The organism is Pseudomonas sp. TKO26, from assembly GCF_003225665.1.
Lineage (GTDB): Bacteria > Pseudomonadota > Gammaproteobacteria > Pseudomonadales > Pseudomonadaceae > Aquipseudomonas > Aquipseudomonas saponiphila.
Genome location: NZ_QKLN01000002.1, coordinates 195618 through 214965, shown reverse-complemented (window position 1 = coordinate 214965; position 19348 = coordinate 195618). Strand labels below are relative to the sequence as shown.

Annotated in this window: 16 protein-coding genes; 12 read left to right on the top strand and 4 right to left on the bottom strand. The window is 61.8% G+C overall.

Features of this window, described 5'->3' with window-relative positions; genetic code table 11:
- Positions 1–4 precede the first annotated feature (4 nt).
- Positions 5–565: a response regulator transcription factor gene (locus DNK59_RS04170; protein WP_016968400.1), complete on the bottom strand. Its 561-nt coding sequence runs from the start codon at positions 563–565 to the stop codon at positions 5–7.
- On the bottom strand, positions 558–1820 hold the full coding sequence (locus DNK59_RS04165; RefSeq protein WP_092319591.1) for an ATP-binding protein: 1263 nt from the start codon (positions 1818–1820) through the stop codon (positions 558–560). The genes DNK59_RS04170 and DNK59_RS04165 overlap by 8 nt, the downstream gene beginning before the upstream one ends.
- A 230-nt stretch (positions 1821–2050) precedes the next feature.
- Between DNK59_RS04165 and DNK59_RS04160 the strand changes: the two genes are divergently transcribed.
- The 10 genes from DNK59_RS04160 (at position 2051) to DNK59_RS04110 (ending at position 15077) form a co-directional block, all read left to right on the top strand.
- Entirely contained in the window at positions 2051–2767 is a 717-nt protein-coding gene (locus DNK59_RS04160) for an SIMPL domain-containing protein (RefSeq protein ID WP_110722371.1), read from the top strand.
- 193 nt (positions 2768–2960) lie between these two features.
- Complete coding sequence (locus tag DNK59_RS04155) at positions 2961–3524, top strand: helix-turn-helix domain-containing protein (protein WP_092319587.1); 564 nt, start codon at positions 2961–2963, stop codon at positions 3522–3524.
- An 814-nt stretch (positions 3525–4338) separates the two neighbouring features.
- Positions 4339–5964, top strand: coding sequence for an ABC transporter substrate-binding protein (locus tag DNK59_RS04145; protein ID WP_092319583.1), 1626 nt, complete (start codon positions 4339–4341; stop codon positions 5962–5964).
- Between the two features lie 308 nt (positions 5965–6272).
- Entirely contained in the window at positions 6273–7874 is a 1602-nt protein-coding gene (locus DNK59_RS04140) for an ABC transporter substrate-binding protein (RefSeq protein WP_110722369.1), read from the top strand.
- A 166-nt stretch (positions 7875–8040) separates the two neighbouring features.
- Positions 8041–9447 carry an OprD family porin gene (locus tag DNK59_RS04135; RefSeq protein WP_092319579.1) on the top strand — a complete coding sequence of 469 codons (1407 nt, stop codon included), beginning with the start codon at positions 8041–8043 and terminating at the stop codon, positions 9445–9447.
- Positions 9448–9524: 77 nt separating this feature from the next.
- Positions 9525–11120, top strand: coding sequence for an ABC transporter substrate-binding protein (locus DNK59_RS04130; RefSeq protein ID WP_110722368.1), 1596 nt, complete (start codon positions 9525–9527; stop codon positions 11118–11120).
- 73 nt (positions 11121–11193) lie between these two features.
- Complete coding sequence (locus DNK59_RS04125; RefSeq protein ID WP_110722367.1) at positions 11194–12204, top strand: ABC transporter permease subunit; 1011 nt, start codon at positions 11194–11196, stop codon at positions 12202–12204.
- A gap of 11 nt (positions 12205–12215) precedes the next feature.
- Positions 12216–13127, top strand: a complete 912-nt coding sequence (locus DNK59_RS04120) for an ABC transporter permease subunit (RefSeq protein ID WP_016968408.1) — start codon at positions 12216–12218, stop codon at positions 13125–13127.
- 10 nt (positions 13128–13137) lie between these two features.
- A complete protein-coding gene (locus tag DNK59_RS04115; protein ID WP_110722366.1) occupies positions 13138–14106 on the top strand; it encodes an ABC transporter ATP-binding protein in 969 nt (322 codons plus the stop codon).
- Positions 14106–15077 carry a peptide ABC transporter ATP-binding protein gene (locus DNK59_RS04110; protein WP_092319571.1) on the top strand — a complete coding sequence of 324 codons (972 nt, stop codon included), beginning with the start codon at positions 14106–14108 and terminating at the stop codon, positions 15075–15077. Before DNK59_RS04115 ends, DNK59_RS04110 begins: the two co-directional genes overlap by 1 nt.
- Positions 15078–15181: 104 nt before the next feature.
- Here the strand turns inward: DNK59_RS04110 and DNK59_RS04105 are convergent, their stop codons facing one another.
- Both DNK59_RS04105 and DNK59_RS04100 read right to left on the bottom strand, forming a co-directional pair.
- Positions 15182–15424 (bottom strand): hypothetical protein, encoded by a 243-nt coding sequence (locus DNK59_RS04105; RefSeq protein WP_177431202.1) that lies wholly within the window; start codon positions 15422–15424, stop codon positions 15182–15184.
- A 341-nt stretch (positions 15425–15765) separates the two neighbouring features.
- Positions 15766–17349 (bottom strand): peptide chain release factor 3, encoded by a 1584-nt coding sequence (locus DNK59_RS04100; protein WP_110722365.1) that lies wholly within the window; start codon positions 17347–17349, stop codon positions 15766–15768.
- 349 nt (positions 17350–17698) lie between these two features.
- Here DNK59_RS04100 and DNK59_RS04095 point away from each other — a divergent pair, with 349 nt between their 5' ends.
- Both DNK59_RS04095 and DNK59_RS04090 read left to right on the top strand, forming a co-directional pair.
- Positions 17699–18415 carry an ABC transporter permease gene (locus DNK59_RS04095; protein ID WP_110722364.1) on the top strand — a complete coding sequence of 239 codons (717 nt, stop codon included), beginning with the start codon at positions 17699–17701 and terminating at the stop codon, positions 18413–18415.
- Positions 18416–18439: 24 nt separating this feature from the next.
- Positions 18440–19336 (top strand): glycine betaine ABC transporter substrate-binding protein, encoded by an 897-nt coding sequence (locus DNK59_RS04090; RefSeq protein ID WP_110722363.1) that lies wholly within the window; start codon positions 18440–18442, stop codon positions 19334–19336.
- Positions 19337–19348: the final 12 nt, after the last annotated feature.

Genomic DNA, 19348 nt, shown 5'->3' with positions numbered 1-19348 from the left:
CGGTTCAGCGACGGACCGGGCGCTTCTGCAGTTTGCGCTGCAAGGTACGACGATGCATGCCCAGCGCGCGGGCCGTGGCGGAGATATTGCCTTCGTGCTCGGTCAGTACACGCTGAATGTGCTCCCATTGCAGGCGGTCCACGGACATCGGGTTTTCCGGCACCAGGGTGTCCAGGTCGGCGTGTTCGGAGAGCAGTGCAGCCAGCACATCGTCGGCGTCCGCCGGCTTGCACAGATAGTTGCAGGCGCCCCGCTTGATCGCCTCCACCGCTGTCGCAATGCTCGAGTAGCCGGTGAGGATCAGCACGCGCATTTCCGGATCCAGCTCCAGCAGCTTGGGCAACAGCACCAAACCGGAGTCGCCGTCCATCTTCAGGTCCAGCGCGGCGTAGTCCGGCAGATCCTGCTGGGCGATGCTCAGGCCCTCCTCGGCAGAACCCGCGGTACTGACGCGAAAACCCCGCCGGCTCATGGCCCGGGCCATGACCCGGGTAAAGGTGGCGTCATCGTCCACCAGCAACAGGTGCGGCAGTTCTTCGCCTTCGACTTGGATCTCTTCACTCATGGTCGTCTCCTCGGGCGGCACGAGGCAGGCGCAGCTCGGTGAGCGTTCCGCCTTCCTCATGACTGTAGAGTTTCACTGAGCCGCCAGCACGGGTCACGCTGGCCTTGCTCAAAAACAGGCCCAGGCCGAAGCCTTTGCCCTTGGTGGTAAAAAACGGCTTGCCGATCTGCTCGGCGATGGCCAAGGGTACTCCGGCGCCGTGGTCGCGAATACTGATGGTGAGGTTTTCCGCATCCCAGTCCAGGCGCACTTCCAGGCCTTCGGCACAGGCATCGGCTGCATTGTTCAACAGATTGAGCAAGGCCTGGGTCAGGTCCGGCGGCGGCGCCAGGCGCGGCACCGGCCCCTCTCCCAGCAGATGAAAACGGTAGCTGGCCTCAGGGCGCATCAGGTGCCAGCGATTCAAGGCTTCGTCCAGCCACTGGGTGACTTCCTGCATCTCCACCGCCAGACGGCGATTGGCCTCGGCGGCGCGCACCAACTGCTGCAGGGTTTCCTTGCACAGCTTGACCTGGTCCTGGAGCACGCTGAGATCATCCTGCAACAGCGGGTCGGGATGGTCCTGGCGCATCTCCTTGAGCAATACGCTCATGGTCGCCAGCGGCGTACCCAGCTCATGGGCGGCGCCGGCGGCCTGGGTCGCAACGGCCAGCAATTGCTGATCCCGCAATCCCTCTTCGCGGCGGATCGCCCGCAGCTCTTCCTGGCGGCGCAGCTCTTCGGCCATCCGTGCGGCGAAAAAAGTGATCACTGCTGCCGCCAGGGCAAAACTCAGCCACATGCCGTAGACCTGCAGGTTTTCCCGGGCGATGGGGAAGGTCTGCAAGGGATAGAAGCGGGCCAGCAGCAAGGTGTAGAGCGTCAGCGCAATGCCCGACAGCACCACCGAATAGCGCCAGGGCAGGGTCACTGCGGCGATCGTCAGGGGCACCAGGTAATAGGAGACGAAGGGGTTGGTTGAGCCCCCGGAGAAGTACAGCAGCACGCTGTGGATAAACAGGTCACAGGCCAGTTGCAGGGCATATTCCAGCTCCGTCACCGGCCACGAGGTGCGCAGGCGGATGGCCGTGAAGGCACAGAGCACCATGGAAAACATCAGCGTGACACCCAGCTGCAGCCAGGGCAGGGGCAACAGGTCGAACCAGTAGGCGAGCCCTACCGAACCTGCCTGAGCGGCCAGCACCAGGGTGCGGATGAAGGTCAGCCGCCAGAGATTCTGACGGGTGGCGGACAGCAATTTTAAGGGGGCGAGCATGAGCTCTCCTGATGAGCGCTCCAGGGCAATCGGCGGGAGTATAACCAAGCAGCCCCCGACCCAGGCAAAACTGCGGCAAAGCGTCACAGAAAAACAGTGGCAAGCTGCAGGCTTTCAGCTACAAGCGTAGTGGCTTGCCGCTTGCGGCTTGAAACTTGCCACTGCCTTACATGTCTGAAGGTTTCGCGCAGGTCGGGATCCACCCTGCGGACCGCACTCAAGGAGTTTCCATGCAGCATTTCAGTCGCAGCCTCGCCCTTCTGGCCCTCAGCGCCGGCACGCTCACCAGCCTGCCCGCCCTGGCCGCCGATGAACTGCACTACAACCAGATTTCCCTGCGCGCCGAAGTCAGCCAGGAAGTGGCCCGCGACCTGATGATCGTGACCCTCTACAGCGAATCGCAGAACAGCGACCCGGCCAAGCTCGCCACGGAAATCACCACCACCATGAACAAAGCCCTGGAGCAGGCCCGCCAGGTCAAGGACGTGACCCTGCGCCAGGGCAGCCGCAACAGCTACCCGATCTACGACGGCAAGGGCCAGAAGATCACCGGCTGGCGTGAGCGCGCCGAACTGCGCCTGGAAAGCTCCGACTTCGCCGCGCTGTCCAAGCTCACCGGTGAGCTGCTGGGCGACCTGAAAATGGGCGGCATGGACTTCGCCATCGCCGATCCGACCCGCAAGGCCAGCGAAGATGCCTTGCTCAAGGACGCGGTCAAGGCATTCAAGGCCCGCGCACAACTGGCCACCGATGCCCTGGGTGGCAAGGGCTACAAGATCGTCAACCTGAACCTCAACAGCAACGGTTATCCACAGCCCTACATGCGCGCGCCGATGATGATGAAGGCCGCCAGCATGGACTCGGCACCGGTCACTCCGGAAGTGGAAGCCGGCACCAGCCAGGTCAGCATGACCGCCGATGGCGCCATCGAAGTGCTGATGCCGTAACCTTTTCCCCGCCTCTTCCAGCGGCGATAACCTTCTGCAGAAAGGTTATCGCCGTTTTTCATTACCAACTATTTCAATCCGGACCCGGGGAACTCGGTTCGCAGATGTTAGAGTTGTGGCCCCGGCATGGGGCAGGTCAGATGTTACTGATGTCCGCCGGGTATACTGCGCCTTTCCTATAAGAGTCTCGTCAATGACCGCAGATCGCATCGGCGAACGCCTGCGTCGCTATCGCCGCGCCGCCAAGAAAACCTTGCGTCAGATCGCCAGTGAATCGGGACTGACCGCCAGTTTCCTCTCCCAGGCAGAACGTAACCTCACTGGGGTTTCCATCTCTTCCCTGGTCAACATTGCCAAGTCGCTGAACGTCCCCCTGAACGCCCTGTTCGACCAGCCGATTCAGGCGCAACCCGACTCCCACGACGGCAAGCGGGTGCGCTACACCATCGAGGGGCAGCCGCTCGCCTACGAGCGGCTGTCCAGCTCCTTTCCCGGCAACCTGATCAACGCGGTGAAGATGAACATACCGGTGGGCTATCAGTCGGAGCTGATCTCCCATGACGGCTCGGAGTTTTCCTATGTGCTTTCCGGGCAGATCGTCTACACCATCGAAGGTCAGCAATACCCACTCAGTCCCGGAGACTCGGTGCACTTCGACGCGACCAAGAGCCATTTCCTGGCCAATGCCGGCCATGGCCCGGCGGAAGTGCTGACCGTCACCACCATGGGCCTGTTCGACGATCATTCAGCGGCCTGAGCCAACTCCACAGCCCCCCATAGAACCGCACAAGCGGCCCTGTGCCGCAGAGAAATGTTAGTCAGGCTTAATTTTCGTTGACCACGATTTCAGCATGACTTAATTTCGGCATCGGCGAATCGACAATCAATCACATAACAAGCGATCGCCGTCGCCACACAGGGTCCATGGGGCTGGCTCAACGCCCCATAGCAAGGCGAATTGCCACGGCCCACAAGGCCAATCCTCAGATCTGCCCTAGAAGAAGAAAAAATGAGGTTTGCATGTGTAAGACCTTTGCGCTTCAGGTTTGGCGAACAACGAGGCTGACCCACCCCCGCGGACGGTCGAACGCCTCCAGCAAACTCCACAGTGACCACCTCACTGCGAGCCAAGACTCCCACACCGCCGACGATGCGCTGTTCCCCCGCCATCGCCTGCAAGGTCCCGGGCATCCGTCTCCCACGGCCTCCCCCAACCAGGCAAACGCCGTCATCCGCCCAAGCGAATGCGCCGAGCCCCCGTGTGCGCCAGCCAAGGCCCGGCGGCTGCGGCACAAGCCCCTCGGCGTCGGCGCCAGCGAAGTACCCATTGGAGGCACGGCCCGCCCTGCCCGCCCAAGAAAAAGGCAACGCATGCACCAGAAACAAGCCACGCAAACGGTCAAATGCGTCAAGTTTTATACAAATGCGTCATTCGTGTACGTTCGTTCCACTCTTTGAGACTTGTGACAGCCCCGCATCTTGCATTGGGTACGGGGCCTGCATAAGTATCGGCGGGTCGACTCACAAGGTCGCCCTCTACACCAAAAATGACAACAAATCATGAGGCCACCATGTTCAAGAAAGCAGTCCTTCCGTTTTTAGTCAGCGCCGGCTTGCTTGCCAGCGCCCCCTTCGCCCAGGCGGCAACTAACCTGGTGTTCTGCTCTGAAGGGAGCCCGGCCGGTTTCGACCCGGGCCAGTACACCACCGGAACCGACTTCGACGCCTCAGCCGAAACCCTGTACAACCGCCTCAGCCAGTTCGAGCGTGGCGGCACCGCCGTCATCCCGGGCCTGGCCACCAGTTGGGACATCTCGGACGACGGCCTGACCTACACCTTCCATCTGCGTGAAGGCGTCAAGTTCCACACCACGCCGTACTTCACCCCGACCCGCACCTTCAACGCCGACGACGTGCTGTTCACCTTCAACCGCATGCTCGACAAGGACATGCCGTTCCGTAAGGCCTACCCCACCGAATTCCCGTATTTCACCGACATGGGGATGGACACCAACATCACCAAGGTCGAGAAAATCGACGACAAGACCGTCAAGTTCACCCTCAAGACCGTGGACGCCGCGTTCATCCAGAACCTGGCCATGAGCTTCGCCTCCATCCAGTCCGCCGAGTACGCCGACAAGCTGCTCAAGGAAGGCAAGACCAGCGACATCAACCAGAAGCCGATCGGCACTGGCCCGTTCGTGTTCAAGAGCTACCAGAAAGACTCCAACATCCGCTACACCGGCAACAAGGACTACTGGAAGCCTGAAGACGTGAAGATCGACAACCTGATCTTCGCCATCACCACCGACCCGTCGGTACGTATTCAGAAGCTGAAGAAGAACGAATGCCAGGTGACCCTGTTCCCGCGTCCGGCCGACCTCAAGGCCCTCAAGGAAGACAAGGACCTGAAGATGCCTGAACAGGCAGGCTTCAACCTCGGCTACATCGCCTACAACGTGATGCCGGTGCTCAAGGGCCGTACCGACGCCAACCCGCTGGCCGACCTCAAGGTTCGCCAGGCGCTGGACATGGCCGTCAACAAGCCGCAGATCATTGACTCGGTGTACCAGGGCGCCGGCCAACTGGCGGTCAACGCCATGCCGCCGACCCAGTGGTCCTACGACACCAGCATCAAGGACGCCAAGTACGACCCCGAGAAAGCCAAGCAGTTGCTCAAGGAAGCCGGCATCAAGGAAGGCACCCAGATCACCCTGTGGGCCATGCCGGTACAGCGTCCCTACAACCCCAACGCCAAGCTGATGGCTGAAATGCTGCAGTCCGACTGGGCCAAGATCGGCCTCAAGGTCAACATCGTCAGCTACGAATGGGGCGAGTACATCAAACGTTCCAAAGGCGGCGAGAACCAGGCCATGATCATCGGCTGGAGCGGTGACAACGGTGACCCCGACAACTGGCTCGGTACCCTGTTCGGTTGCGATGCACTGAACGGCAACAACTTCTCGAAATGGTGCGACAAGCCTTACGACGCGCTGATCAAGCAAGCCAAGGCCACGTCGGATGTGGCCAAACGCACCGAGCTGTACAAGCAGGCGCAACACATCCTCAAAGACGCCGTTCCGATGACACCTATCGCACACTCGACGGTGTTCCAACCCATGCGCGCCAACGTGCAGGACTTCAAGATCAGCCCCTTCGGCTTGAACTCCTTCTACGGCGTCAGCATCGGCAAATAAGGTCTGGCAACGGCGGCGTCCCTGACGTCGCCGCTGCTTTACCGGCCCACGCAGTAAGCACCCGGCCCATCTTCGACACACCGCCTCGACAAAGAGCGGTCCCTCGAATTTAGAGCCGATTCTTACAGGGCTTTCAGGCACAGCGGATATACGCCCCGGCCTTCGACCCTTAACGTCGAGGCGAGGCAAGACTGCGTCTGTCAGCGGGCATTTGCTACAGCCATGGTTTGGCATCAATGACCTGTACAGGCTCCAGGAAGGAGCCATGGTCCATTGATCATCACAACAAAAAATGGAGATGGACGGTTATGCGGCATTCCCTGATTTTCTCGGCCCTGATAGGCGGCAGCCTGCTGGCCGCCAGCGCTACCGGCGGCGCCGCCGATCGCAGCCTGGTGTTCTGTTCCGAAGGCAGCCCGGCGGGCTTCGACACCGCGCAGTACACCACCGCCACCGACAACGACGCCGCCGAGCCGCTGTACAACCGCCTGGTGGAGTTCGAAAAAGGCGCCACCAACGTGCTGCCCGCCCTGGCCAAAAGCTGGGACATATCCGAAGACGGCCTCACCTACCGCTTTCATCTACGCGAAGGGGTGAAGTTCCACAATACGCCCTACTTCAAGCCAACCCGGGATCTCAACGCCGATGACGTGCTGTTCACCTTCAATCGCATGCTCGACGCCGGACATCCGTTCCGTAAGGCCTACCCGACGGAGTTTCCCTACTTCAACGGCATGAGCCTGGACAAGAACATCGCCAAGGTCGAGAAAACCGACCCGCTGACCGTGGTCATGACCCTCAATACCGTGGACGCGGCGTTCATCCAGAACCTGGCCATGAGCTTCGCCGCGATCCTCTCCGCCGAATACGCCGAGCAACTGCTCAAGGCCGGCACCCCTAGCCAGATCAACCAGCAGCCCATCGGCACCGGGCCGTTCGTGTTCCAGCGCTACCAGAAAGATTCACAGATCCGCTACGCCGCCAACCCGCACTACTGGGACCCGAGCCAGGTCAAACTCGACCGGTTGATCTTCGCCATCAACACCGATGCCTCGGTACGGGTGCAGAAACTGCGGGCCGGCGAATGCCAGGTGACCCTGCATCCGCGTCCCGCGGATATCGATGCGCTGAAAAACGATCCGAAACTGCAAGTCATCGAGAAGCCCGGCTTCAACCTCGGCTACATCGCCTACAACGTGCAGCACAAACCCTTCGACCGCCTCGAAGTGCGCCAGGCACTGGACATGGCGGTGAACAAGCAGAGCATTCTCAACGCCGTGTACCAGGGTGCCGGCCAGCTGGCGGTCAACGCCATGCCACCGACCCAGTGGTCCTACGACGAAACCATCAAGGATGCGGTCTACAACCCGGAAAAGGCCCGCGAACTGCTCAAGGCCGCCGGGGTCAAGGAAGGCACGGAAATCACCCTCTGGGCCATGCCCGTGCAGCGTCCGTACAACCCCAACGCCAAGCTGATGGCCGAAATGCTGCAGGCCGATTGGGCGAAGATCGGCCTCAAGGTGAAGATCGTCAGCTACGAATGGGGCGAGTACATCAAGCGCACCAAGAATGGCGAGCACGACATCAGCCTGATCGGCTGGACCGGAGACAACGGTGACCCGGACAACTGGCTGGGCACCCTGTACAGCTGTGATGCCATCGGCGGCAACAACTACTCCATGTGGTGCGACCCGCAGTACGACAAGCTGATCAAGCAAGCCAAGCTAGTGACCGACCGTCAACAACGCACCGAGCTCTACAAACAGGCCCAGCAGTTGCTCAAGCAGCAGGTGCCGATCACGCCGGTGGCCCACTCGACGATCAATCAGCCATTGAGCGCGAAAGTCGAGGGTTTCAAGGTCAGTCCTTTCGGCCGCAACACCTTCTCGGGTGTAAGCCTGGTCCCATAACCGATGAGCAAAAACCCTGGGGGCATTATTAGCCCCCATGCAGGCGCTTTGCCTGAATTAGGCGATCAAGCCCAGTGCAAACGTTTGCGATGCAGTGAATGAGTTCCAAAAACCAGCCGGCCGAAAAAAACCGGCATCTAAAAAAGAAAACAAAGGAGCTTCACCCATGAAACTGAGCAGCAGCGCATTGTTAGCCTTGGCTATCAGTAGCATCACCGCCACGGCCTATGCGGAGAACGTCAGCCAGGACTTCGTCCCGACTGTACAGAACAGCACCAATGCCCAGGCTGAAGCCAAGGGTTTCATCGAAGGGCAGAGCCTGTCGGGCACCACTCGCAACTGGTACGCCAACGAGCTGAAACGTCGCAATGATCGTTTTTCGTACAACCACAATGGCGTGGATACCTCGACTCCACGCCGGATCAACTGGGTCCAGGGCACCATCCTCAACTACAGCTCCGGCTTCACCGAAGGCACCGTGGGGGTCAGCACCGAAGTGGCGGCCTACAACGCCATTGCCCTAGATCGCGACCGCAAGGACATCGCCGGCAAGAACAACCGCACCCTGACCCATTCCGACGGCGACGCCGTGGGCCAGTGGAGCAAGCTCGGCCTGGCCAACGTCAAGTTCCGCGTATCCAACACCACCCTGACCGCCGGCCGGCAGAACTTCAGCACGCCGATCGTCGACGTCATCGGCAACCGTGCGCTGCCTTCGAGCTTTGAAGGGGTGAGCATCCACAGCGAAGAGTTCAACAACCTGTCGTTCGATGCCGGCACCTTTGACCGGGTATCGCCACGGACCGAACAGAGCCTGTCGAAATTCCGCTCCGAGTACACCAGCAACACCGCCGAAACCGACCGCGTGAGCATCGTCGGCCTCAACTACCAGCCGCTGAAAAGCCTGAAGACCAGCCTCTACGCCTCCAAGGTGGAAGATTTCTGGAACCAGTACTACTTCGGCGCCACCCACGAGCTGGGCGACAGCTCGGTGCTGAGCCTGACCACCGGCCTGAACTACTACAAGACCGTCGACACCGGCAAGAAAGAGATGGGCGAGATCGACAACGATACCTACTCCCTGTCGATGGGGCTGACCCACCAGGCCCACAGCCTGACCTTCTCGTACCAGGAAGTCAGCGGCAACGAGTACTTCGACTACCTGCACGAAACCAACGGCATCTACCTGGCCAACTCCCTGCTCTCGGACTTCAACGGCCCGAACGAGAAATCCTTCCAGATCGCCTACGGCCTGAACATGGCCGAATACGGCGTGCCCGGCCTCAAGTTCAACGTCTACCAGGCTCGCGGCTGGGGCATCGACGGTACCCACTACACCGGCAGCGCCTACGGCGGCATCAACTCCGAAGGCAAACTCTACGGCGTGAGGACCATGGATGGCGAAACCCACTACGAATACGGCATCGGCGCCTCCTACGCCGTGCAGAGCGGACCACTCAAAGCCACCGCGATCCGTGCTACCTACACCACGCACCGCGCCAGCAAGAACCAGGCAGACGGCAACATCAACGAATTCCGTCTGGTTACCACCATCCCGTTCAACATTCTCTAACCCACCAGTTGAAGGGCGGATTCATGACGAGTCCGCCAATCAAGCTAATCTGGTTCAATGATTGCAGAGGGTTCCTGATGAACATGCTTCCCCTGAAAGCGGCCATTGGCGCCGCCTTGCTGAGCGCCGCCCTCGGCGCCACAGCCAAACCCTTGGTGGTCTGTACCGAAGCCAGCCCGGAAGGCTTCGATATGGTCCAGTACACGACTGCAGTCACGGCCGACGCAGTGGCAGAAACCATCTTCAACCGTTTGGTCGACTTCAAGCCCGGCACCACTGACATCGAACCGGCCCTGGCCGACTCCTGGGACATCAGCCCGGATGGCCTGCAATACACCTTCCACCTGCGCAAGGGCGTCAAGTTCCACAGCACCGACTACTTCACCCCGACCCGCGACATGAACGCCGACGACGTACTCTGGAGCTTCCAACGCCAGATGGACCCGAAGCACCCCTGGCATGACAAGTCCAGCGTGGGCTTCCCCTACTTCGAAAGCATGGGCTTCAAGGAGCTGCTCAAAAGCGTCGAGAAGACTGACGAGCACACCGTGGTCTTCACCCTGACCCGCCGTGAAGCGCCGTTCCTGGCCGACATCGCCATGGCCTTCTCATCGATCTACCCGGCGGAATACGCCGACAAGCTGCTCAAGGAAGGCAAGACCTCTGAGCTCAACAGCAAGCCCATCGGCACTGGCCCGTTCATTTTCAACCGCTATGCCAAGGACGCCCAGGTACGCTTCAAGGCCAACCCGGACTACTTCCGCGGCAAGCCACCGGCCGACCCGCTGGTGCTGGCGATCACCACCGACAACAACGTGCGCCTGCAGAAGCTCAAAGCCAACGAGTGCCAGGTTGCCCTGTACCCCAAACCCGATGACATCCCCAGCATCAAGGCCGACGCCAACCTCAAGGTCGATGAACTGGCGGCCATGACCACCGGCTACATCGCCATGAACACCACCCGCAAATACATGAGCGACGTGCGGGTACGCAAAGCCATCGACATCGCCTTCGACAAGGAAGCCTACGTCAACAGTCTGTACGGCAAAGGCAATGCGCTGATCGGTACCGGCCCTTATCCGCCGACCCTGCTGGGCTTCAACAACAGCCTGAAGAATCCGCCCCGGGATCTGGACAAGGCCCGCGCCCTGCTCAAGGACGCCGGAGTGCCGGACGGCACGGTAATCACCCTGTTCACCCGCAACGGCGGTGGCCCGACCAACCCCAATCCCCTGCTGGGTGCGCAGATGATGCAGGCCGACCTGGCCAAGATCGGCCTCAAGCTCGAGATCCGCGTCATGGAATGGGGCGAGATGCTCAAGCGGGCGAAAAACGGCGAACACGATATGGTGTCGGCCGGCTGGGCGGGGGACAACGGCGACCCGGACAACTTCCTGACTCCGAACCTGAGTTGTGACGCGGCGAAAAACGGCGAAAACTACGCCCGCTGGTGCAACAAGGAGTTCCAGGAGCTGATCGACCAGGCCCGCGCCGACGCTGAACCTGCCAAGCGCGCCGCGCTCTATGAAAAGGCGCTGCTGGTTTTCCAACAGGACCAACCCTGGATTCCCATGGCCTATCCAAAAATGTTCACCGCCATGCGCAAGAACGTCGAGGGTTACCACCAGAGCCCCCTGACCACCAACAACTTCGCGACCACCCAAGTGAAGTGATAAGAAACGCCCGCCGCCCTTGACCCCAAGGGTGGCGGGTACGCCTAACCGGCTGATTGAGGTACTTCAGAAGATGTTTAGTTTTATTGCCCGCCGTGTGGGGTTGTTGATCCCCACCTTCTTCGGCATCACCTTGCTGACCTTCGCCTTGATACGCATGATTCCCGGCGACCCCGTGGAAGTCATGATGGGCGAGCGTCGGGTCGACCCCGAGATGCATGCCCAGGCAATGGAACGCCTTGGATTGAACAAGCCGCTGTACGCCCAGTACCTGGACTACATCGGCAAGCTGGCCCACGGTGACCTGGGTGAATCCCTGCGCACCCGTACCAGCGTGTGGAGCGAGTTCACCTCGCTGTTCCCCGCGACCCTGGAACTGTCCATGGCCGCCCTGCTGTTCGCCGGCATCATCGGGCTGCTGGCCGGGGTGATCGCCGCCTTGAAGCGAGGGTCATTGTTCGACCACGGGGTAATGGGCATCTCGCTTGCGGGCTATTCGATGCCGATCTTCTGGTGGGGCCTGATCCTAATCATGTTCTTCTCGGTGAGCCTGGGCTGGACCCCGGTGTCCGGGCGCATCGACCTGCTCTACGACATCGAGCCCAGAACCGGCTTCATGCTCATCGACACCCTGCTGGCCAAAGACACCGACGCCTTCTTCGACGCCCTGCATCACCTGATCCTGCCGGCCATCGTCCTGGGCACCATTCCCCTGGCGGTGATCGCGCGAATGACCCGTTCCTCGATGCTCGAAGTACTGCGCGAGGACTACATCCGTACCGCCAAGGCCAAGGGCCTGTCGCCGGCGCGAGTGGTATTCGTCCACGGCCTGCGCAACGCACTGATTCCGGTCCTGACCGTGGTCGGCCTGCAAGTCGGCACCCTGCTGGCCGGTGCGGTCCTGACCGAAACCATCTTTTCCTGGCCGGGCATCGGCAAGTGGCTGATCGAAGCCATCGGCGCCCGCGACTATCCCGTGGTGCAGAACGGCATCCTGCTGATCGCCTGCCTGGTGATCATGGTCAACTTCGTGGTGGACATCCTCTACGGCTTTGCCAACCCACGCATCCGTCATCAGCGCTGAGATCAAGACCCATGAGCACTCCAACTTCCTCAGTAGCAGTCGATCAAAGCCTGCTCTATCCGTCCGTGTACAAAGAATTCTGGCAGCACTTCTCCCGCAACAAGGGCGCGGTGGCCGGCCTGCTGTTCATGTTGCTGATCGTCTTCTGCGCGCTGTTCGCCCCCTGGGTGGCGCCGCACAACCCCAGCGAGCAATACCGCGACTTTCTGCTGACCCCACCGGCCTGGCTCGAAGGCGGGCAGATGCAATTCTTGCTGGGCACCGATGAACTGGGCCGCGATCTGCTGTCGCGCCTGATCCAGGGCTCGCGCCTGTCGCTGCTGATCGGCCTGTCGTCGGTAGTGATGTCGCTGATCCCGGGGATTCTCCTGGGGCTGTTCGCCGGGTTCTTCCCGCGTTTGCTGGGCCCTACCATCATGCGCCTGATGGACATCATGCTGGCCCTGCCCTCGCTGCTGCTGGCCGTGGCGATTGTCGCCATCCTCGGCCCGGGCCTGATCAACACCGTGATCGCCATTGCCGTGGTGTCCCTGCCCTCCTATGTGCGCCTGACCCGCGCCGCGGTGATGGGCGAGATCAACCGCGACTACGTAACTGCCGCGCGCCTGGCCGGTGCCGGCCTGCCGCGCCTGATGTTCATCACCGTGCTGCCCAACTGCATGGCGCCGCTGATCGTCCAGGCCACCCTGAGCTTCTCCTCGGCGATCCTCGACGCCGCCGCCCTGGGCTTCCTCGGCCTCGGCGTGCAACCGCCGACTCCGGAGTGGGGCACCATGCTGGCCTCGGCTCGCGACTACATCGAACGCGCCTGGTGGGTAGTGAGCCTGCCGGGACTGACCATTTTGCTCAGCGTGCTGGCAATCAACCTGATGGGCGACGGCCTGCGCGATGCGCTGGACCCGAAACTCAAGAACGCCGCCTGAGGAGATTCCCATGTCACTGCTCGAAATCAAGAATCTCAATGTCCGTTTCGGCGACGCCACGGCGGTGCCGGTGGTCGATGGCCTCGACCTCAAGGTCGACAAGGGCGAAGTGCTGGCCATTGTCGGCGAGTCCGGCTCCGGCAAGTCGGTGACCATGATGGCCCTGATGGGCCTGATCGAGCACCCCGGCATCGTCACCGCCGATGCCTTGAGCTTTGACGGTCGCGACATGCTCAAGCTCAGCGCCCGCCAGCGCCGGCAGATCGTCGGCAAGGACCTGGCCATGGTCTTCCAGGACCCGATGACCGCGCTGAACCCCAGCTACACCGTGGGCTTCCAGATCGAGGAAGTGCTGCGCCTGCACCTGAAGATGTCCGGCAAGGCCGCGCGCAAGCGTGCGATCGAACTACTGGAAAAAGTCGAGATTCCCGGCGCCGCCAGCCGCATGGACGCCTACCCGCACCAGCTGTCCGGCGGCATGAGCCAGCGGGTGGCGATCGCCATGGCGATTGCCGGCGAACCCAAGCTGCTGATTGCCGACGAACCCACCACCGCCCTGGACGTGACCATCCAGGCGCAGATCATGGACCTGCTGCTCAACCTGCAACAGGAACAGAACATGGGCCTGGTGCTGATCACCCACGACCTGGCCGTGGTCGCCGAAACCGCCCAGCGTGTCTGTGTGATGTACGCCGGGCAAGCCGTGGAAGTCGGCCAGGTGCCGCAGCTGTTCGACATCCCCGCCCACCCCTACAGCGAAGCGCTGCTGGCGGCGATTCCCGAGCACAGCCTGGGCGCCACTCGCCTGTCGACCCTGCCGGGCATCGTCCCCGGGCGCTATGACCGGCCCCTGGGTTGCCTGCTGTCGCCGCGTTGCCCCTACGCCCAGGACAACTGCCGCCAGCAGCGTCCAAGCCTTGATCCGCAAGCCGCCAGCCTGGTGCGCTGCTTCTACCCGCTGAATCAGGAGGTGGCGTAATGGCCGTCGTTCTTACCGCCCGCGACCTGACCCGTCACTACGAAGTGTCCCGAGGCCTGTTCAAGGGCCACGCCACCGTGCGCGCCCTCAATGGTGTGTCCTTTGAGCTGGAAGCCGGCAAGACCCTGGCCGTGGTCGGCGAGTCCGGCTGCGGCAAGTCCACCCTGGCCCGGGCCCTGACCCTGATCGAGGAGCCGTCCTCCGGCTCGCTGAAAATCGCCGGCCAGGAAGTCGCCGGCGCCGACAAGGCCCAGCGCAAGCAACTGCGCAAAGACGTGCAGATGGTGTTCCAAAGCCCTTATGCCTCGCTCAACCCGCGGCAGAAGATCGGCGACCAACTGGCCGAGCCGCTGTTGATCAACACCAAGCTGTCGGCCGCCGAACGCCGGGAGAAAGTCCAGGCGATGATGAAACAGGTGGGCCTGCGCCCCGAGCACTACCAGCGCTACCCGCACATGTTCTCCGGCGGCCAGCGTCAGCGCATCGCCCTGGCCCGGGCGATGATGCTGCAACCCAAGGTGCTGGTGGCGGACGAACCGACCTCGGCCCTGGACGTGTCGATCCAGGCCCAGGTACTGAACCTGTTCATGGACCTGCAGCAGGAATTCAACACCGCCTACGTGTTCATCTCCCACAACCTGGCAGTGGTGCGTCACGTCGCCGACCAGGTACTGGTGATGTACCTTGGCCGCCCCGTGGAAATGGGCCCCAAGGAGGACATCTACACCCGCCCTCTGCACCCCTACACCCAAGCGCTGCTGTCGGCGACCCCGACCATTCACCCGGACCCGGACAAGCCGAAGATCAAGATCGTCGGTGAATTGCCCAACCCACTGAACCCGCCGCCCGGCTGCGCCTTCCACAAACGCTGCCCCTACGCCACCGAGCTTTGCAGCACCCAAGAGCCGGCCCTGCGCCCGCTGGACAACCGGCAAGTGGCTTGCCACTACGCCGAGCAATTCGTGCTGTAGCGGCCATGAAAAAGGCGCTCCCGAATATCTCCGGGAGCGCCTGAACCTTGTTCGACCCGCCCCTGGCGACGGATTGCGCATCAGTCCGTCGCTGGGGGTTTCTTTTAGCCCTGGCTGTCGCCTTCACCGTCATCGGTGGTCTGGTCGTCATCGCCTGAACTGCCACCCTGGCCTTGATCGCCCGGCTCCGAGTCGGACTTGGCAAGCATCTGCACCGGTGCGCTATGGCTCGACTGATAGCCCGGCTCTTTCACCTGCATCAGGTTGTGAGCCCAGGCCGCCGAGGTTCCGAGCGACAGCATCACCAGCACTTTGATCAACAGCACAACGCGTTGGACAATTCTCATGGTCGATTCCATCCCTTCATAGGTGAATCTTCGAAGGCTGCGAGCCCTGCCTTACAGTGACCACAGCACTGTCTGAAACCTAGTCGCGATCCCCAAGCTTTTCCAGACACCCCGCTATCGATAGCCGAGCCGTCCAAGCCCTTCCGACTAACGGCGCGCCCTGAAATACACCACCCCCCGCAGGAGCCGGCTTGCCGGCGAAGAGGCCCGCAAGCCATGCACCACAGCGTCTGCCGCCTTCGCTGGCAAGCCAGCTCCTACGGGGCGGCAGCGGGCCAATCCTGCGCGCAACAAAAAGCCCCGCTGTCTGCACGGCGGGGCTTGGGGTGTCACAGGCGAACTTAGTGGTGTTCGCGGGTGGCGCGGAATTTCACGTCCGGCCAGCGCTCTTCCATCAGCGACAGGTTGACCCGGGTCGGCGCCAGGTAGGTCAGGTGACCACCGCCGTCCAGGGCCAGGTTTTCCACCGCCTTGTTGGAAAACTCCTCCAGCTTCTTCTTGTCGTCACAGCTGATCCAACGAGCCGACCACACGGTGATCGGCTCGTAGGCGCATTCGACCTTGTATTCTTCCTTCAGGCGGCTGGCCACCACATCGAACTGCAGCACACCGACGGCGCCAAGAATGATGTCGTTGCTGCGCTCGGGGAAGAACACCTGGGTCGCGCCCTCTTCGGCCAGCTGTTGCAGGCCCTGGCGCAACTGCTTGGACTTGAGCGGGTCCTTCAGGCGCACGCGGCGGAACAGCTCCGGGGCGAAGTGCGGGATACCAGTGAAACCCAGGGCCTCGCCTTCGGTGAAGGTGTCGCCGATCTGGATGGTGCCGTGGTTGTGCAGACCGATGATGTCGCCGGCGTAGGCTTCTTCCAGTTGCTCACGCTCGGAAGAGAAGAAGGTCAGGGCGTCGCCGATGCGCACGTCCTTGCCGGTGCGCACGTGGCGCATCTTCATGCCCTTCTCGTACTTGCCCGAGCAGATGCGCATGAAGGCAATACGGTCGCGGTGCTTGGGGTCCATGTTCGCCTGGATCTTGAACACGAAACCGCTGAACTTTTCTTCCTGGGGCGCCACGCTGCGCTCGTTGGCTGCACGGGGCAGCGGCAACGGCGCCCAGTCCACCACGGCGTCAAGCACGTGATCGACCCCGAAGTTGCCCAGGGCGGTACCGAAGAACACCGGGGTCAGCTGACCGTCGAGGAACTCCTGCTGGTTGAACTCGTGGCAGGCGCCCTGCACCAGCTCCAGCTGCTCGATGAAACGCTCGTACTCGTCACCCAAGTGGGCACGGGCTTCATCGGAATCGAGCTTCTCGATGATCTTGGTTTCGGTGCGTTCATGGCCGTGGCCGGGGGTGTAGACAATGATGTAGTCGCCCGCCAGGTGGTACACGCCCTTGAAGTCGCGGTAGCAGCCAATCGGCCAGGTGATCGGCGCAGCCTTGATCTTCAGCACCGCTTCGATTTCATCCAGCAGCTCGATCGGGTCGCGAATGTCGCGGTCGAGTTTGTTGATGAAGCTGACAATCGGCGTGTCCCGCAGGCGGCAGACGTCCATCAGGGCGATGGTCCGGGGCTCAACGCCCTTACCGCCGTCGAGCACCATCAATGCCGAGTCCACCGCGGTCAGGGTGCGGTAGGTGTCTTCCGAGAAGTCTTCGTGGCCCGGGGTGTCCAGCAGGTTGATCATGTGATCGCGATAGGGGAACTGCATGACCGACGTGGTGATGGAGATACCCCGCTGCTTCTCCATTTCCATCCAGTCGGAAGTGGCATGGCGGTCGGACTTACGCGATTTGACCGTACCGGCCACGGCAATGGCCTTGCCCATCAGCAACAGCTTCTCGGTGATGGTGGTCTTACCCGCATCCGGGTGGGAAATAATGGCGAAAGTGCGGCGTTTCGCGACTTCGGCGGCCTGTTGGGTCATGGGAAATCGCCTGGCGGTGATCAAAAAAGGGCGCAGATTATAGCCCAGACAAAGCCTTGCGGGCCACCGCTGCCCCCGTCGCCGAAGCCACCGCGCGGCAGATGAACGGTGGCTATATGCTGCCAATTATGGAACCTTTTAAAACCCGGAGACGTCCACTCCCCTGTCACGCACTGTCGTCAGGGGCTGAAATATCAGCAAGTTAGCTTGACGAAGCTGCGCTCATGGCTCGTTCACCCGCCGCTTTGCCGGCGCTCGACGAGCTGCTTTTCGCGCGCACTGTCCCGGCAGCCAGGAATGGCCCTGCCACACGGGAAAGTGCCCGCCGACCGACAAAAGGAGTCCGCCTGTGGCTATTCGCTATGGCAAAGGGCTGATAGGAGGGGTTGCGGTGATCGCCCTCCTGGCCCTGCTGGTCCACTGGATCGGCATCACGACGATCGAACACTACCGCGACGATCTACTGTTCTACCTGCAAGCTCATCTGTTCCTGGTCCTGGCGTCCATGCTCGCCGCACTGCTGGTGGGTATCCCCGCCGGCATCCTCCTCAGCCGCCCGAGCATGGTCGGACGCGCCGAACGCTTCATGCAAGTGTTCAACATCGGTAACACCGTCCCCCCTCTGGCCGTCCTGGCCATCGCCCTGGGGATTCTCGGCATCGGCAGCGGCCCGGCCATCTTCGCGCTGTTCCTCGCCTCCCTGCTGCCCATCGTGCGCAACACCTACGAAGGCCTGAAAAACGTCCAGGGTTCACTCAAGGAAGCTGCGGTCGGCATCGGCATGACCCCGCGCCAGGTGCTGTGGAAAGTCGAATTGCCCAATGCCGTGCCGATCATCATCGGTGGCGTGCGGGTAGCCCTGGCGATCAACGTCGGCACCGCGCCCCTGGCCTTCCTGATCGGCGCCAACAGCCTGGGCAGCCTGATCTTCCCCGGCATCGCCCTGAACAATCAGCCGCAATTGCTGCTCGGCGCCGCCTGTACCGCGCTGCTGGCCTTGCTCCTCGACGGTCTGGTCACCCTGGCCAGCCGCCTCTGGCTGGAACGTGGTCTGCGCCCGTCCTAAGTCCGTAAGCGCCAAGGAATGAACATGAAAAAAACAAGCCTGATACTCGGCTGCCTCCTGCTTTTCGCCGGGTGGGTGCAAGCCGCGGAAAAACCACTGATCCGCATCGGTGCCCGGGTCTTCACCGAACAGACCCTGCTGGCGGAAATCACCTCCCAATACCTGCGCAGCAAGGGTTACGACACCCGCGTCACCGGCGGCCTGGGCAGCAACCTGGCCCGCAGCGCCCAGGAAAGCGGGCAACTGGACCTGATCTGGGAATACACCGGGGTGTCGCTGGTGGCCTACAACCACATCGACGAGAAACTCGACAGCCAGCAGTCCTACGCCCGAGTCAAAGAACTCGACGCGAAAAAAGGCCTGGTCTGGCTCGCGCCGTCCAAGTTCAGCAATACCTACGCCCTGGCCCTGCCGGAGAACGTGGCCAAGGAACATCCCGAGATCAACAGCATCAGCGACCTGACCCGAGCCCTGGCTGAAGACGCCAAGGAGAACCGCCTGGTGGCCCTGGACACCGAGTTCGCCAACCGCTCCGACGGCCTGGCCGGCATGGTCAAGCTGTACGACATGAACCTGACCCGCAAGAACACCCGGCAGATGGATGCCGGCCTGGTCTACACCGCCCTGCGCAACGGCCAGGTGTTTGCCGGCCTGGTCTATACCACCGACGGTCGGCTCAACGCCTTCAAGCTCAAGCTGCTGGAGGACGACAAGCACTACTTCCCGGACTACACCGCAGCCCCCGTGGTGCGCCAGGCGTACCTCGACGCCCACCCGCAACTGGCCGCAGACCTCAAGCCGCTGGCGGCGCTGTTCGATGACGAAACCATGCGCCAGTTGAACGCACGGGTCGACGTCGATCACGAAAGCCCTTCCGCCGTGGCTGCAGATTTCCTGCGCCAGCATCCGCTCAACCACTGATAGAGAGGAGAA